Origin of the sequence: Pseudomonas brassicacearum (assembly GCF_918698105.1) — a bacterium.
GTDB classification, from domain to species: Bacteria; Pseudomonadota; Gammaproteobacteria; order Pseudomonadales; family Pseudomonadaceae; genus Aquipseudomonas; species Aquipseudomonas brassicacearum_F.
Genome location: NZ_CAKKMI010000001.1, coordinates 102,950 through 117,837, shown reverse-complemented (window position 1 = coordinate 117,837; position 14,888 = coordinate 102,950). Strand labels below are relative to the sequence as shown.

The 14,888-nt window shown below is 60.4% G+C and carries 13 protein-coding genes; 3 read left to right on the top strand and 10 right to left on the bottom strand.

Annotated features, from left to right (window positions below; genetic code table 11):
- Positions 1-75 precede the first annotated feature (75 nt).
- The gene (locus LQ215_RS00540) at positions 76-702 is read right to left on the bottom strand and encodes a glutathione S-transferase family protein (protein WP_230146920.1); all 627 of its coding nucleotides are present in this window, start codon (positions 700-702) and stop codon (positions 76-78) included.
- Between the two features lie 125 nt (positions 703-827).
- Positions 828-1,730, bottom strand: coding sequence for a LysR family transcriptional regulator (locus LQ215_RS00535; protein WP_230146919.1), 903 nt, complete (start codon positions 1,728-1,730; stop codon positions 828-830).
- Between the two features lie 331 nt (positions 1,731-2,061).
- Here LQ215_RS00535 and LQ215_RS00530 point away from each other — a divergent pair, with 331 nt between their 5' ends.
- On the top strand, positions 2,062-4,275 hold the full coding sequence (locus LQ215_RS00530) for an LTA synthase family protein (protein WP_230146918.1): 2,214 nt from the start codon (positions 2,062-2,064) through the stop codon (positions 4,273-4,275).
- A 13-nt stretch (positions 4,276-4,288) separates the two neighbouring features.
- Here the strand turns inward: LQ215_RS00530 and nudK are convergent, their stop codons facing one another.
- The 4 genes from nudK to LQ215_RS00510 are packed head-to-tail and all read right to left on the bottom strand — an operon-like array spanning position 4,289 to position 7,649.
- A complete protein-coding gene (gene nudK, locus LQ215_RS00525) occupies positions 4,289-4,885 on the bottom strand; it encodes a GDP-mannose pyrophosphatase NudK (protein ID WP_207963629.1) in 597 nt (198 codons plus the stop codon).
- 42 nt (positions 4,886-4,927) lie between these two features.
- On the bottom strand, positions 4,928-5,761 hold the full coding sequence (gene nadE, locus LQ215_RS00520) for an ammonia-dependent NAD(+) synthetase (protein WP_230146917.1): 834 nt from the start codon (positions 5,759-5,761) through the stop codon (positions 4,928-4,930).
- 1 nt (position 5,762) lies between these two features.
- Positions 5,763-6,992 carry a nicotinate phosphoribosyltransferase gene (gene pncB, locus LQ215_RS00515; protein ID WP_230146916.1) on the bottom strand — a complete coding sequence of 410 codons (1,230 nt, stop codon included), beginning with the start codon at positions 6,990-6,992 and terminating at the stop codon, positions 5,763-5,765.
- Between the two features lie 9 nt (positions 6,993-7,001).
- On the bottom strand, positions 7,002-7,649 hold the full coding sequence (locus LQ215_RS00510; protein WP_230146915.1) for a nicotinamidase: 648 nt from the start codon (positions 7,647-7,649) through the stop codon (positions 7,002-7,004).
- 182 nt (positions 7,650-7,831) lie between these two features.
- On the opposite strand from LQ215_RS00510, the gene LQ215_RS00505 reads away from it, so the two are divergent.
- Both LQ215_RS00505 and LQ215_RS00500 read left to right on the top strand, forming a co-directional pair.
- Positions 7,832-8,389 (top strand): adenylyltransferase/cytidyltransferase family protein, encoded by a 558-nt coding sequence (locus LQ215_RS00505; protein WP_230146914.1) that lies wholly within the window; start codon positions 7,832-7,834, stop codon positions 8,387-8,389.
- Positions 8,379-9,086 (top strand): NUDIX hydrolase, encoded by a 708-nt coding sequence (locus LQ215_RS00500; RefSeq protein ID WP_230146913.1) that lies wholly within the window; start codon positions 8,379-8,381, stop codon positions 9,084-9,086. Before LQ215_RS00505 ends, LQ215_RS00500 begins: the two co-directional genes overlap by 11 nt.
- Before the next feature lie 75 nt (positions 9,087-9,161).
- On the opposite strand, the gene LQ215_RS00495 is transcribed toward LQ215_RS00500, so the two are convergent.
- The 4 genes from LQ215_RS00495 to LQ215_RS00480 all read right to left on the bottom strand — a co-directional run bounded on the left by LQ215_RS00495 (position 9,162) and on the right by LQ215_RS00480 (position 14,882).
- Positions 9,162-10,319, bottom strand: a complete 1,158-nt coding sequence (locus tag LQ215_RS00495; RefSeq protein ID WP_230146912.1) for an ATP-binding protein — start codon at positions 10,317-10,319, stop codon at positions 9,162-9,164.
- Positions 10,320-10,679: 360 nt separating this feature from the next.
- A complete protein-coding gene (locus LQ215_RS00490; protein WP_230146911.1) occupies positions 10,680-12,116 on the bottom strand; it encodes an FAD-binding oxidoreductase in 1,437 nt (478 codons plus the stop codon).
- Positions 12,117-12,125: 9 nt separating this feature from the next.
- A complete protein-coding gene (locus LQ215_RS00485; RefSeq protein ID WP_230146910.1) occupies positions 12,126-13,283 on the bottom strand; it encodes an L-talarate/galactarate dehydratase in 1,158 nt (385 codons plus the stop codon).
- Between the two features lie 78 nt (positions 13,284-13,361).
- Positions 13,362-14,882 carry a tripartite tricarboxylate transporter permease gene (locus LQ215_RS00480; protein WP_057449322.1) on the bottom strand — a complete coding sequence of 507 codons (1,521 nt, stop codon included), beginning with the start codon at positions 14,880-14,882 and terminating at the stop codon, positions 13,362-13,364.
- Between the last annotated feature and the right edge of the window lie 6 nt (positions 14,883-14,888).

Here is a 14,888-nt window from a genome sequence, read left to right as displayed (position 1 = left end):
AGACCGCAGAGCCTTCATCGCGGGCAAGCCCTGCTCCCACAGTGAAGATAAATCCCCTCACCACCGGGTTCCTTTTCAGACGTGCTTTTGCAACCCGACAACCGTACGCGGCATGCCCACGAAACCGGGCAAGGCTTCGATTCGCGCCAACCAGGCCCGCACATTGGCATAGTCTTCCAACGACACGTTGCCTTCCGGTGCGTGGGCGATGTAGCTGTAGCCAGCGATGTCCGCGACAGTCGCAGCGTCACCTGCCAGATAAGCACGGTTGCTCAATTCTTGATCAATGACTTTCAGCACGTTGTGGGAACGGGCAATCACGTCCTCAGCGTTGTAGGCCGCACCAAACACCGTGATCAATCGCGCCGTGGCCGGGCCCGCATGGATCGGCCCAGCCGCCGCCGACAACCAGCGCTGCACCTTGGCGGCGCCGATCGGATCGGTCGGCAGCCAGCGGCCCTTGCCATATTTGTGCGCCAGGTACACCAGGATCGCGTTGGAGTCCGCCAGCACCACGCCGTCATCGTCAATGACCGGTACCTGGCCAAACGCATTGAGCGCCAGGAAGTCCGCCTGTTTGTGCGCGCCCTTGGCCAAGTCGACGAAGACTTCTTCGACAGGCAACCCGAGCAACGAAAGCATTAATTGAACGCGATGGGAATGGCCGGAAAGCGGGAAGTGATAGTGCTTGATAGGGTTCATGGTCGACTCCGCTGCAAGTGACGCCATCAGCACAACGGCGTCGATGGGATCATCTTCCGCCCCAGGCAAAAACAAGAGAATCACCCAAAAATGCAATCCATTGTTTCAGCCAGCGAAACAATGCTTCAACCGCTCAAGGCCGGATGTTCGCGCAGTGCACTGACGACGAAATCGACAAAACTGCGCACCCGCGCCGGCGCATTGCGCCCGCCCTGGTACACCACATGGATCGGCAGAGGCGGCAATTCGAAATCGGCCAGGACGATTTCCAGTTCCCCGGCCGCCACGTTGCCTGCCACTTGGTAAGACAGGACCCGCGTCATCCCCAACCCCTGGCAGGCTGCCGTGATCGCCGCCTGGTTGGCCGTCACCACCAGCCGAGGCACGGGCCGGACGGCCAATGGTTGGCCTGAATCGACGAAGGTCCAGCTTTTGACCTGGCCAATGGCCGATGAGGCCACCACGGGCATTCGCTCCAAATCCTCAGGATGCTCGGGCCGTCCGTGGCGCGCGAAGAAATCAGGAGCCCCGCACACCACCCGCCGCACTTCACCGACACGCACGGCGTGCAGGTTGCTGTCCGGCAGCTCGCCGATGCGCAGGGCAACGTCGATGCCCTCCTCCACCAGGCTGACCGTGCGGTCCAACAACAAGGCGTTGATGCTGACCTCGGGGAACCGGTGCAAGTAATCCACCAGCAGCGGCGTGACGAACAACTGACCGAACAGCACCGGCGCGGTAATCGTCAACTGCCCGCGGGGCCGGACGTGGCTGCCGGCCGCCGAATCCTCGGCTTCCTGCAGATCGCTCAGGATCCGGCGACAATCCTCGAGAAAGCGCTGGCCGGCTTCGCTCAAGTACACATTGCGGGTGGTGCGCACCAGCAAGGGTGTGCCGATCCGTTGCTCCAACGCCGCCACCGCCCGCGTCACGCTGGCCGCCGACAACCCCAGACGCCGCGCCGCCGCCGAGAACCCCGACGCTTGAGCTACGGCGAGGAAAACCTGCATTTCCTGGAACCTGTCCATCCATCCCCCGATGAGAAATCCTGATACAAGTTTTCTGCGCGTCTCAAAGCAGCGCTACGCGGCCATTGTAGAGGCCTGGGCCGGTGAACCACAGCGTAGCGCAGCCAGGCAGCAGGACATTGGCTCGGCCAGGGGCGATTGCCCTTGGTACCATCCCTCCTCATGACAGTTTCATGACCGAAGGAAAACCCCACTGTGGGAGCGAGCTTGCTCGCGACGGCGGTGTATCAGTCAAGATGAATTCAGCTGATCCGGCGCTATCGCGAGCAAGCTCGCTCCCACAGGGGTCGTGTCCGTTCAGTAGATGGTTTCAACCGAAAGGCCTGCTTTTGTGAACGTTCTTTATCGCACTTCAACCCACCCCCGCGCCGCCCTCATCGCCCTGATTGGCTGCGTACTCCTCGTCCCCATGGGCCTGCGTCTCGCCCTGGGCTGGTCCGACCCGCTGGGTTATCTTTCGGACCTGGGTATCGGCGGGTTGCTGATCGTGCTGCTCCATCGCCGTCCCGGGTGGCTGGCGTTCCCGGTATTGCTGGCTTGGAGCGCGTTGACGCTGGCCAGCATCGAGCTGGTCAGCGCGGTCGGGCGAATGCCCAGCCTTTCAGACATTCATTATCTGGCCGACCCACAGTTCGTTGAAAATTCCACCAGCGGCGGCTTCGCCCATCCCTGGCTGGCCGCGCTCCAGTTGGCCGCGCTGGCGTTCTGGCTGATCACCCAGTGGACCCGCCGCCCACGCCAGGCGCCACCCTTGCCTCGCCACGCCTGGGCCGTGCCAGTGTTACTCCTGTTGGGCCACGGCGCGCTGCAAGCCTGGCGCCCCAGTGAGGCGGACCAATGGAACGTGTTCAACCTGCCTCACCAACTCGTCACGGCGGGTATCGCCACCGGGCAGGACCACGCCCGGCAATGGCTCGACGGCGATGCCGTGGACCCCGCCCCGCCGATGGAGGGGCTGACCCGGCTGGACCTCGATGGCAACAGACTGCTGGCCGAACCGGGACGCGCGCGCAACGTACTGATCATCGCTCTGGAGGGAATTCCCGGCGCCTACGTGGGCGCCAACCGCCAGGCCTTGAAAAGCAGCTACCAGGAAAACCTGATGCCGCACCTCAGCGCCTGGGCCGAACGCGGCATGAACACCCCCGATTACGTCCTGCACAGCCACCAGACCATCCGCGGCCTCTACGCGATGCTGTGTGGCGACTACGACAAGCTCGACAACGGCACGCCCAAAGGCGTCGAAATGCTCAACCAGACCCAGCGCAACCAGGCCTGCCTGCCGGCGCAGTTGCGCCAGAATGGCTTTTCCACGCATTTCCTGCAGGGCGCGGGCCTGCGGTTCATGGCCAAGGACCGGATCATGCCGCACATTGGCTTCGATACAACCCTGGGCATGGAATGGTTCACTCGCCCCGCTTATCTGGAATTCCCTTGGGGCAAGGACGACAAGACCTTCTTCGAAGGCGCGCTGGATTACGTCGGGCAACTGCAACAAGCGGACAAACCCTGGATGCTGACCCTGCTGACCGTGGGCACGCATCAGCCTTACTCGGCACCGGATGACTACCTGCAACGTTACGACACCGCCAAACAGGCGGCCGTGGGTTACCTGGACGACGCGCTGGAAAACTTCCTCGCGGGCCTGGAGCGCCAGGGCATCCTGGACAACACCCTGGTGGTCATCACCTCGGACGAATCCCATGGCATCGACGACGTGCGGCTGGCCTCGTCCTGGGGGTTCAACCTGACGCTGGCGCCGGAACCGTTGCCCAGAATCAAGTCCGGCACCTATGGCCACGTAGACCTGACCGCCTCGATTCTCGATTACTTCGGCTTTACGGTGCCCACGTCGTTGTCCGGCCGCTCGATGTTCAGGGATTACCCGACGGGCCGGGAAATCATGTCGTTCACCAACGGCAAGCTGCGCTACCACGACGGCAAGGGCACCTTTACCGAGTGCGACTTCCTCCAGCATTGCCGTTATTACACCAGCGCTGGCTTCATCGCCGACCGCGCCACCTATGGCGGGCAATACAGCGGCCAGCGCGCCAGGCTGATCGGCGCCCGGGCCACAGCCCTGGACCAGACCCTGTTGCGCACCCCCTTGAACCAGCATTATCAGTTCGGCAGCGCCGAGAAAATCCCACTGCCGGCCCAGGTCACCAACGACTGGACCGACAACCTGATCGGCGCCCAATACCTGGAAATGCCCAAGGGCTCACAGACCCGCGTCAGCCTGACCATCCGCACCGTGGAGGCTGACCATGCCGCCTACATTTCCCTCAAGGCCAAGGAGTTCGAACAGGATGTGCCAATGGACCTGCCGACCGAGGTGGCGGTGACACCCGACCAGCCGCTGGTGATGAGCCTCCGTTTCGACAACCCGCAGCAGCGCAAGGCGTTTTCCTTCCATCTGCTCGGTCACGGGGTCGGCGCCATCGAGATCAGCGACTTCAGCGTCGTGACCGAATTGCCGGACCCGACCGACCAGCCGCAATACCTGGACGATATGCAGGAAGACAGCGAGGCCCAATCCAGCTGAACGAAAAACGCGACTAATCCAGCAACCGATGCAGCTTGGCGTATTGCAACAGCATGATGGTCTTGCCGTCGCAAATCTCCCCGGTCTCGATCATGCCCAAGGCCTGGTCGAGGGGCAGCTCCAGCACTTCGATCTCTTCGCCCTCGGCTTCCAGACCCCCGCCTTCGTGCTGCTTGTCTTCGTCGAAATATTCGCCGACAAAAAAATGCACCCGCTCCGTCACCGACCCCGGGCTCATGAAGGCGTCGAACACCTTGCGCACGTCCTGGATGATATAGCCGGTTTCCTCCTGGGTTTCCTTGCGAATGCAGGTGTGCGGATCGTCGTTGTCCAACAGGCCGGCGCAGGTTTCTATCAACAGGTCATCGTGGCCGTTGACGAAGGCCGGGAAGCGGAATTGCCGGGTCAACACCACGGTCTGCTTGGCCTTGCTGTACAGCAGGATGGTGGCGCCGTTGCCCCGGTCGTAGGTCTCGCGCGTCAGCTCGCGCCATTGGCCGTTGCGACCGAGGTAGTCGTAGGTGGTCTTGCGCAGCACGTACCAATCGTCCGAGAGCACTTCGACGTCCTTGATGCGCACGCGATCCTTGATGCTGATTGCCTGTGTCATTTGCCCACTCCGTTCAAGACCAAAGGTCCCATTAAAACCCTATTACAACGATACCGGGACGCGGGGCAATGCGCGCTTGTGGGCCGTCTTGAGGTAGGCGCGTTCAATGATCTGTCGCGCCTGCGGCGACACCTCTTCGCCCATCAGGTACCCATCGATTTCCTCGTAGCTGCAGCCATACGCCACTTCATCGAGCTTACCGGGTGCCAGGTCTTCCAAATCAGCGGTCGGTGCCTTGCGCACCAGGTACGCGGGGGCGCCCATCGCATCGGCCAACAATCTCACCTGGGTCTTGGTCAACCCGGACAGCGGGGCCAGGTCGCACGCGCCGTCGCCAAATTTGGTGAAAAATCCCATCACCGCCTCCGCCCCATGATCGGTGCCCACCACCAACCCGTTGCTCAGATTGGCAATGGCGTATTGCGCCAGCATCCGGGCCCGGGCCTTGACGTTGCCTTTGGCAAAGTCGATGAGCTCGGCGCCAGGCTGCAAGCCGTCGATGGCGATACTGCCCATCAGCCCGTCAACACAAGCGGCGATGTTGCTGGTGGTGATCAAGTCCGGCCGGATGAAGTCCAGGGACGCCTGGGCGTCATGCTCATCGGCCTGGGCCTTGTAGGGCAACCGGACGGCGATAAAACGCGCCGCATAGTCTTCATTGCGCAATTGCTCCACGGCCAACTGGCATAGGCGGCCGGCGGTGAGAGAGTCGACGCCGCCGCTGATCCCCAGGACCAGGGACTGGCAGCCCGACTCGCGCAAGATCTGCTTGATGAATTCGATGCGACGGGCAATCTCGGTGGCTTCGCCACCCCGTGTGAGTTGACGGTCAATGCCCAGTTCCCGGGCAATGCGTTCTTGCACAAGCGTAGTCATATCAGGCTCCCAGCTGTGGGTTGATCAGGGCGATGTTGAACACTTGGGCGGCGTACCGCAGAAACGAGACATCCTCGCAGACGTTCTTGATCGGGTCGTCGGAGAACTTCACCACCGGCTCGCCGTGGACCCGCACCAGTTTCATGACGATGCTCAGCGGTTCGACACCGTCAACATCGCAGGCCAGGCTGGTGCCCATGCCAAAACCGAATTTGGCCTTGCCGCGAACATGACGCAGGATCGGCAGGCACTTTTCGAAATTGAGGCCATCGGAGAACATCAGGTCCTTGGTGCGCGGGTCGATGCCCAGTTCCTGGTAGCGCCCCAGCACCTTGTCCGCCCAGACGATCGGGTCACCGGAATCCTGGCGCAGGCCGTCATAGAGCTTGGCAAAGTACAGGTCGAAATCCTTGAGGAAGAAGTCGGTGCTGATGCAGTCCGTCAGGGCGATACCGAGGCGGCCACGATATTCGCGCACCCAGTTTTCCAACGCCGCGTTCTGGCTCTCGCGCAAGCGCCCGAGTTGTTGATGCACCATCAGCCATTGGTGAGCCATGGTGCCGATCAGGGGCAGATCAAACTCGTAAGCCAAGTGAGCGTTGCTGGTGCCGACAAAGACGCCAGGAAAATCGTTGCGCATGACATTCACCACTTCACGCTGGGCCCTGAACGACAGCCGCCGCCGGGTGGAGAAGTCTGAAACGCGAAACTCGGCAAGTTCTTCACGGCTGGCGTTTTTCTCCAGCCATTCGAACTTCTGGTACAGCTTGCGGGTGACGTCGGCCAACTCGACTTCGGGGTATTTCTCGCGGTTGCGCAGTTCGCTGACCATCGCCAATACCGGTTGCTCGAACATGATGCAGTGCAGCATCGGCCCACGGACGCGGATGTGCAGTTGGCCGTCGACTTCCGACACGTGGATGTAGCGCAAATTGAAGCGAAACAGGCCGAGGAACTGTTCGAAGTCCGGCGTCAGGTACTCGCGGAAACGCTTGTTGAACAGAAACCGCTGCTCCCCCTCGCGCAGTTGCAGCCCAGCGAGCTTCTCAAGCTCGACACGAATGTCCGGGATCAGGTGACCGAGCCGCTCCTTGGAACGCACGATGAACTGGTATTCCACCTCGACATTCGGGTGTTGGTGCAACACCGCCTGCATCATGGTGAAGGTGTAGTAGTCGGTATCCAGAAGACTCTGGATGGTGCCGCTGGTTGAATCGAATGCACTGTCCATGTCTGTTCCTCAGGCGTTTGCCAGGCGGATGGTGTCTTCGCGAGTCGCGGCAACCGAGATGCCCGCTTGCTGCATGTCTTGAATGGCTTGAAGGCCCCCCTCTTCACTGATGGCCCGGCAACCCGGGAGGTGAATGATCACCTTGAAACCGGCGGCGGCCAGTTGCAGCGCGGTGGTCTTGACGCAGAAATCCAGGGCCAGCCCGCCCACAATGACCTGCTCCACACCCAGGCCTCTGAGGTACTCGATCACTCCGGTGGACAGCTTGCCGTGCAGGTCGTGGTAGCAAGCGCCGTAGGGGTGCAAGTCCGGCTCGACACCCTTCCAGACGAAATAGTCGTAGTCGTAAGGCGTCGGCAGTTCGTCCAGCAAGGCGAAACCTTCGGTACCAGGGACGCAGTGGCTGACCCAGGTGATGTCCGCGTGCTCGAGCCCGGTCGGCACGAACATCTGTGAGTGATCGGCGACCACCCACGGGGCGAGGGGCGTATGGGCGTCCTTGCTGCCGACGCGGAGGCTGGCCAGGGACGCGATGAAATTCAGCTCACCGCCAATCTGGTCGCCGCCCGGCACTGGAAGCTCATCGGGGCATAGCGGCGTAAAGCTCTTTTGCGCATCGACATCGAAGGACGCTGTTTTCCGGGTCAGGCTGTTCATGCTGGGTTTCTCCTCTTCATGGCCACGAGAGTACACAAGGTGTACTTTCATAACAAGCCACTCGCAGAAAATATTTTTGATAAGTCTTCTTTAATTAATGGCTATGGTTCAGCACAAGGCGGGTTTTCACTAAAAAGATTTTGCTGATAGAGTACATGTCATGTACCAAAAGAGGATGTGCCATGTTCGAGATTGCCCTTTATGGCGGCGCCTTCAATCCCCCACACGCCGGTCACGCCCAGGTGATGATCGAGGCCTCACGCCAGGCCAGACGCGTGCTGGTGGCCCCCAGCTTGCGGCATCCCTACGGCAAGCAAATGGTCGACTATGAGGTGCGCCTGAACTGGCTGGCATCGATCGTCGAGAACGTTCAGCCACTGTGCTGCGCCGAAGTGCGTGCGAGCCGGGTGGAACAGGTCGTGGCCCGTGGCGTTGAAGGCGCCATCTACAGCTATACCCTGCTCGCCCACCTCGCCGACAGCCTGGCCCTGGACGGCAAGCGAATCGCGTTGGTGGTGGGCCGGGATGTCGCGGATCAACTGCCGACCTTCTATCGCGGACAAGAATTGCTGGAGCGTTTTTCAATCCTTTGCGTGGAGGAAAAGATCCATGTACGCAGCACCGTGCTTCGCGACCGCCTGGCCTTGGGCAAGCCGCTTCCCAGCGAGTGGATGGCACCCGGCATGAACCCGTTAAACTATGACCTTTACGCTATCCACGGAAATCGACATGCCCACTAGCACAGCCCCCGCACGCGGTTATCTGCACACCATCGACCTCTGTGTGCTGCGCTTCTGCCGGGAAACCCAGGCGCTGGAAATCCTCCTGAACCGACGGGAAGCCGAGCCGTTCGCCGGCCATTGGGCGCTGCCCGGGATCGTGGTCAACGGTGACGTCGAAGATCTCACGCTGAACGACGCCGTGGAGCGCCTGCGTAACTCAAACAAGGTCGGCATGCCGCTGGCCTGGATCGAACAGGTCGGCACCGTCGGCGACGCGTTCCGCGACCCGCGCTGCTGGTCGTCCTCGACGTTCTACCTGGCGATTGTCAGCGAGGCGGTCCAGCTTGCCGAACACCAGGGATTTTTTCCGCTCAAGGATGTGGCCGACGCCTCGATCAAACTTCCTTTCGACCACAACAACCTGGTGGCTGCCGTACAAGAGCGGTTATTGTCCAAGGCCCTCTACAGCAGCCTGCCGCTGATGTTCCTGGGCCCGGAATTCAGCGCGCCGGAAGCGGTGAGCATTTTCTCCGTGGTGCTCGATCGCCCGGTGCTCAAGACCAGCATGCGCCAGCGTTTGCTGAAGATGACCGAGGCCGGTTATTTGCAGGAAACCGGTCGCAAAAAAAGCGGCGACGGCGGCCGACCGCAACGCACGGTGGAAAATCTCAAGCCGACCAGCGTTTATCTTTTTGATCGTTGTTTTCTGGAGTGACTTGTGCGTGCAGCCAGCACATCTTCCTGACCCCGACACCAAAGGCTAGGGGGCTCTGCCGGATTCGAGAACAGCTTAGGAGAGGCCTTCGAGCAATCCGGCCTCACCCAGTAGGTCCACGATGACATGCTCATCAACCGCGTAGACACCACGAGAGGCTTTCCAGACCAGCTTCTTTTCCTGAAGGGCTATGAGTGCTTGCTGAACACCCGGCACTTCGACCTTTATATCGCGCTCTGCGATACCGGCCTGCTCCATCGCTTTCGCGTAGAGCTCCATGGTAGGTGCCTCGAAGGGCGCATAGTTATCGCCTTTGGCACTCATGACGCGGATAACGGCGGACTGAATAGGGGTCAGGCTATGAATAACTTTCTTAAGGTTTGCGTTGAGCTCATCAGCTTGCGCCCGAACCAACAATGCGAATCGCTCGGGAATGGTTGCAGGGTCCAACGCAAAGTCGAACCTGATCTCATCTGCGGCGGCACCTAGCAACTCAGGTCGATAACCACTCTCCCTGAACAATTCGAACACATTAGAGGTATCGAGCGGATGGGCGAGGTCGATATTCGCGCAGAACCAGTTGATGAACTCTTGATCCAGGGTTGGAAATTGAACCATGGAGGCCCCAAAGAAAGCTTGGTCCTTACTGTTTCGGAGCATGGCGAGCTTGTCCCGGTTCGATCCGGTGCACACGATGCGCAGACCATGGTGCTTCGAACTGTTGAGTTCATCCCTTGCCGCTTTCAGTGCGAAAAGCGCAGCAACGCCTTCATCCGTGGTGATCGCATGTTGAGCTTCGTCGATCATCAGGACGATGATCTTCTTCGACTCATCCGAAAGCGCCGCAAGCGCGGTGGTCAAGTCGATGTCCTTGCCCAGCCCAATCTTGTCCAGACTGAAACTCAGGCCGCCGACCGTCACCTTCTCCATACCAGCACTTTTCGCGAGACGGGTTACTAATCCTTCGCTCTGGCCAAAGGCTTCTCGGACAGCCTCTACGATGACCAAGCCAGGATCTTTCGTCAGGTCTTTCCAAAGATCGGCATACAGTACGATCGCTCCTGCTGCCTCCAATGCTGGCCGCAAATCTTCTCGAGCGAAGGTGGACTTTCCCGTACGCCGAGGAGCAGCCAGAAAGACGCCCGAACTGGCAGCGCTACCAATGGCAACCTGCATGATCAGTTTTGATAGGCGGGCAGCCAAAACGGGACGGTGGTAAACGATCTCGACCATTGGGAACCTCTGGCGGGATTCTATAGAAAATTATAGAGCGATTATAGATCAATTATTCTTAAGAGACGTCGTGTTCTCATTGGCAATTTATAGACAATTATAGAGGGACTATAGACCGGTCACCCTGAACCTGCCCAGCGCTAGTTTTTCTGATCCCGAAAGCTGTTGACGGTTGCAGCGTTGTCGCTTCAATTCATGTAATTGCTCTTGCAAGGCTTGGTAACGCTGCCAGCCATCAGCCACCCGTTGCAATGAATGCTGTTGTTTTCTAGCGGTTTCCAGCTTTCGGTGAATGTCGGTCAGATCATCATATGAAAATATTTTTTCATAATTGCGAGAATAATCGAGAAATACCTCCAGTCACTCCAACCCGGCGGTGAAAACCTTGCCGGGGTTCATCAGCCCGGCCGGGTCCAGCGTGCGTTTGATGGCGCGCATCAACTCGATCTCCAGAGGGTCCTTGAAACGCACCGCCGCGTCGGGTTTGGCTTGTCCCAGACCATGTTCGGCACTGATGCTGCCGTTGAAGGTGCTCGTCATCCGGTAGATGACTTGCATGATCGCGTGTTCGCGGGCCTTGAACGAAGCGTCCGCATCGCCGACCGGCTTGCTGATGTTGTAGTGCAGGTTGCCGTCGCCCATGTGGCCATAGGAAACGATGCGCACGCCCGGGAAGTCCTGTTGCAGGGCTTTGTCGGTGCGCTCAATGAATTCCGGTATCCGACTCACGGGCACGCTGATGTCGTGCTTGAGGCTGGGGCCTTCATGGTTTTGCGCCTCGGAAATACCTTCACGCAATGCCCACAGCGCCGCCGCCTGTGCCTGGTTGCTGGCGAGTACCGCATCGATGACCCAGCCGTGCTCGAAGGCGTGGGCCAGGCCGTTTTCAAGCAGCAGCGTCAAGGGCGCGTCGGGCACCGTGTCGCGCAGCTCGATCAAGGCGTACCAAGGGTGCTTCGCTTCCAGCGGATCACTGCAACCGGCCACATGGTCCAGGACAAAGTCCAGGCTCTGGCGCGACATCATCTCGAAGCCCGTCAGGCGGTCGGCGCACAGGCTGCGAACATGGCCGATCAAGTCCACCGCCGCCTGCGGCGAAGGCAGCGCGACCCAGGCTGTCGCCGTGCTGTGGGTCGCCGGGAACAGTTTGAGCACCGCCGCGGTGATGATGCCCAGCGTGCCCTCCGAGCCAATGAATAAATGCTTGAGGTCGTAGCCGGTGTTGTCTTTACGCAATCCCCGCAAGCCATTCCAGATGCGTCCGTCAGGCAGCACCACTTCCAGGCCGAGGGTCAATTCACGCATGTTGCCGTAACGCAGCACCGCGGTCCCGCCGGCATTGGTCGCCAGATTGCCGCCCACCGTGCAGCTGCCCTCCGCCCCCAGCGACAGCGGGAACAGACGATCGACCTGAGTGGCGGCGTCCTGCAACTGCTGCAGGATCACCCCGGCCTCGACCGTGATGGTTTCATTGGCCAAGTCGATTTCACGGATGCGCTTCATCCGGGTCAAGGACAGCACCACCTGTCGACCGGAAGCGTCCGGGATCGAACCGCCGCACAACCCGGTGTTGCCTCCTTGGGGTACCAGCGCCACCCCGGCGTCATGGCAGAGGCGCACCACCGCCGCTACTTCCTCGGTGCTGCCAGGGCGCACCACCAACGCGGCCAAGCCTTGATAAGCGTTGCGCCAATCGGTCAGGTAGCCCTGCATGAGTTCGGGATCGCGCACCAGCCCGGCGGGACCGACCAAACGCTCGATGTTTTCGATCAACTCATGACTCAACAGCGACGACATCGTAACTCCTCAAGCACGCTGGCCAATCTCGACTTGTTGCGCAGTCCAACCGGCAACTTGGTCGCTGAGCGACAGGCCAAGCCCTGGCCGGGTCGGCACGAGCATGCGTCCGTCCCGGGTTTGCATGCGCTCGTTGAACAGCGGCTCCAGCCATTCGAAATGTTCCACCCAGGGCTCACGGCTATACGTAGCGGCCAGATGAATGTGCAGTTCCATGGCAAAGTGCGGCGCAATCATCAGCCCCGCTTGCTCGGCCAATGCCTGGACCTTGAGGTAAGGGGTAATGCCACCGACACGGGGCGCGTCGGGCATCAGGTAATCGGCCGCGCGCAGCTTGATGAACTCCCAGTGCTCGGCAACGCTGGTGAGCATTTCACCGGTCGCGATCGGTGTATCGAATTGCAGCGCCAGCGCGGCATGACCTTCGGCGTCATAGCAATCGAGCGGTTCCTCGATCCAGACCAGGTTGTACTGTTCCAGCTGGCGGCACATGCGCTGCGCCGTGGGTCGGTCCCATTGCTGGTTGGCATCGACCATCAATGGGAAGTCATCGCCCAAGTGTTTGCGGATAGTGCTGACCCGGTGCAGGTCCAGTGCCTGGTCAGGCTGGCCCACTTTGAGCTTGATACCACCAATGCCCTTGTTCCGAGAGAGGTCGGTATTGATCATTAATTGATCAAGCGGCGTGTGCAGGAACCCGCCGGAGGTGTTGTAGCACTGGACCGAATCGCGATGGGCGCCGAGCAAGCGAGCCAGGGAAAGATTGGCCCGCTTGGCTTTCAGATCCCACAGGGCGACATCGAACGCACCGATCGCCTGGGTTGCCAGGCCGCTGCGCCCCACCGAGGCACCCGCCCAGCAGAGCTTGTCCCACAGTTTTGAAATGTCGCTGGGGTTTTCGCCGATGAGGCTGGGGGCAACTTCCCGGGCGTGGGCAAATTGCCCGGGGCCACCGGCGCGCTTGGAATAGCTGAACCCCAGGCCACGGTGGCCATCCCTGGTTTCAATTTCCACGAACAACATGGCGATTTCGGTCATGGGCTTTTGCCGACCGGTCAGCACCTTGGCATCGCTGATGGGGTTGGCCAACGGCAGGAAAACCGAGGCCACGCGCACCCAGGCAATGCGGTCGTCGTCGGCGGAAGACAGTTGAGGCGCGTCTTGCATGGCTATGCTCCGTACGTTTGGGTCGGCTGCTGCAATCGGGGTGGCGTTGCAGCAGCGAATGCGGACGAAAGCAGCGGGCTAGCTGCGCATCAATTCAATAGCCGCACTTTTCCTGTGGCGAATAACCGTGACCAAGTGCCAGGAGATGGACGCGGCGGCCAGGATGAGAAAGCCGGCTGAGATGGGATTGGTCAGGAAGCCGCCGAAGTTGCCATCAGACAGCATCAAGCCACGGCGCAAGTTGGTTTCAGCCATGGGGCCGAGGATGAAACCGATGATGAACGGCGCAATCGGCAAACCGGCTTTGACGAACCCGTATCCCAGCAAGCCAAACAGCAACACCGCCCAGACATCGAAGATCCGGCTGTTCAGGCCGAAGGCGCCAACCACACAGAGCACCAGGATGATGGGCAGCAAGATGTGCTTGGGTACCGCCAGCAACTTGATGAACATGCGCAGGCCGTAGAACTCGAGCACCAGCATCAGGACCGAAGCGAGGATCAGCGCGGCGAAAATCGTGTAGACCAGCGGTGCCTGGCTGATGAACAGCAGGGGCCCGGGCTGGATGCCGTGGATCATGAAGCCACCGAGCATCACTGCCGTGGTGGTATCGCCGGGAATGCCCAGTGTCAGCAATGGAATCATCGCACCACCGATGCCGGCATTGTTGGCCGTCTCGCTGGCCACCACGCCGTCAATCTTCCCTTTGCCGAACTCCTCAGGAGTCTTGGAGCGTTTCTTCGCCACGATGTAGGAGACGATGTTCGACGTACCGGCACCGATGCCAGGCAAGATACCGATGCCCAGGCCGATCAGGGAGGAACGAGTGGCGTTGGGCAACTGGCCGACAAATTCCTTCATCGAAAAACCGAAACCCTTCACGCCTTTCATGCTGACGTGCTGGGGTTTGGCCCGATGGCTCAGGCGCGCACTCTCAGCAAACTTCAGTACTTCGGCGACCGCAAACATACCGATCATGACCGTCAGCATGGCGAAACCGCCATTGAGGCTCGGCAGGTCAAAGGTAAAGCGACGGATGGCCTCGACCGGCGCAATCCCCACGGTGGAAAAGGCAAAGCCCAGAGCACCGGCAAACAAGCCTTTGACCAGCGAGCCGGTAGATAGCGTAGCGATCAGCGTCAGCGAGAAAATCGCGATGGAAAAGTATTCGTGCGGGCCAAAGCTCAGGGCCAGTTCCGCCAGGATCGGGGCGATGAACATCAGCGCGGCGATACTGAAAATCGTGCCAAGAAACGAGAACACCACGCCAATGCCAAGGGCCTTGACGCCATGGCCTTGTTTCATCAGCGGCCAACCATCGAACGTCGTGGCGATGGAGGCCGGCGTTCCCGGTATGTTGAGCAATATCGCCGATATCAGCCCTCCCGAGGTGGCGCCGACGAACAGCGCGACCAGCAGCGCCAGGCCCGGGCCCGGCCCCATCGAGTACGTCAGCGGCAAGCACAGTGCGATCGCCATGGTGGCCGAGAGGCCGGGCACCGCACCAAAAACGATCCCCACCGCAACGCCGAGGGTGATCAGCAGAAAGACGTAGGGTGTCAGTACGGCCGCGAAGCCTGTTTGCATGAGTTCAATCATGGCCGT

Bases quoted from the DNA above. Each gene is read 5' to 3' on its own strand.
- LQ215_RS00510 (WP_230146915.1), bottom strand. From the start codon at position 7,649: ATGAACAGCCTGACCCGGAAAACAGCGTCCTTCGATGTCGATGCGCAA.
- LQ215_RS00485 (WP_230146910.1), bottom strand. From the start codon at position 13,283: ATGCAAGACGCGCCTCAACTGTCTTCCGCCGACGACGACCGCATTGCC.
- LQ215_RS00535 (WP_230146919.1), bottom strand. From the start codon at position 1,730: ATGGACAGGTTCCAGGAAATGCAGGTTTTCCTCGCCGTAGCTCAAGCG.
- pncB (WP_230146916.1), bottom strand. From the start codon at position 6,992: ATGGACAGTGCATTCGATTCAACCAGCGGCACCATCCAGAGTCTTCTG.
- LQ215_RS00495 (WP_230146912.1), bottom strand. From the start codon at position 10,319: ATGGTCGAGATCGTTTACCACCGTCCCGTTTTGGCTGCCCGCCTATCA.
- nadE (WP_230146917.1), bottom strand. From the start codon at position 5,761: ATGACTACGCTTGTGCAAGAACGCATTGCCCGGGAACTGGGCATTGAC.
- LQ215_RS00480 (WP_057449322.1), bottom strand. From the start codon at position 14,882: ATGATTGAACTCATGCAAACAGGCTTCGCGGCCGTACTGACACCCTAC.
- LQ215_RS00500 (WP_230146913.1), top strand. From the start codon at position 8,379: ATGCCCACTAGCACAGCCCCCGCACGCGGTTATCTGCACACCATCGAC.
- LQ215_RS00505 (WP_230146914.1), top strand. From the start codon at position 7,832: ATGTTCGAGATTGCCCTTTATGGCGGCGCCTTCAATCCCCCACACGCC.
- LQ215_RS00490 (WP_230146911.1), bottom strand. From the start codon at position 12,116: ATGTCGTCGCTGTTGAGTCATGAGTTGATCGAAAACATCGAGCGTTTG.
- nudK (WP_207963629.1), bottom strand. From the start codon at position 4,885: ATGACACAGGCAATCAGCATCAAGGATCGCGTGCGCATCAAGGACGTC.
- LQ215_RS00540 (WP_230146920.1), bottom strand. From the start codon at position 702: ATGAACCCTATCAAGCACTATCACTTCCCGCTTTCCGGCCATTCCCAT.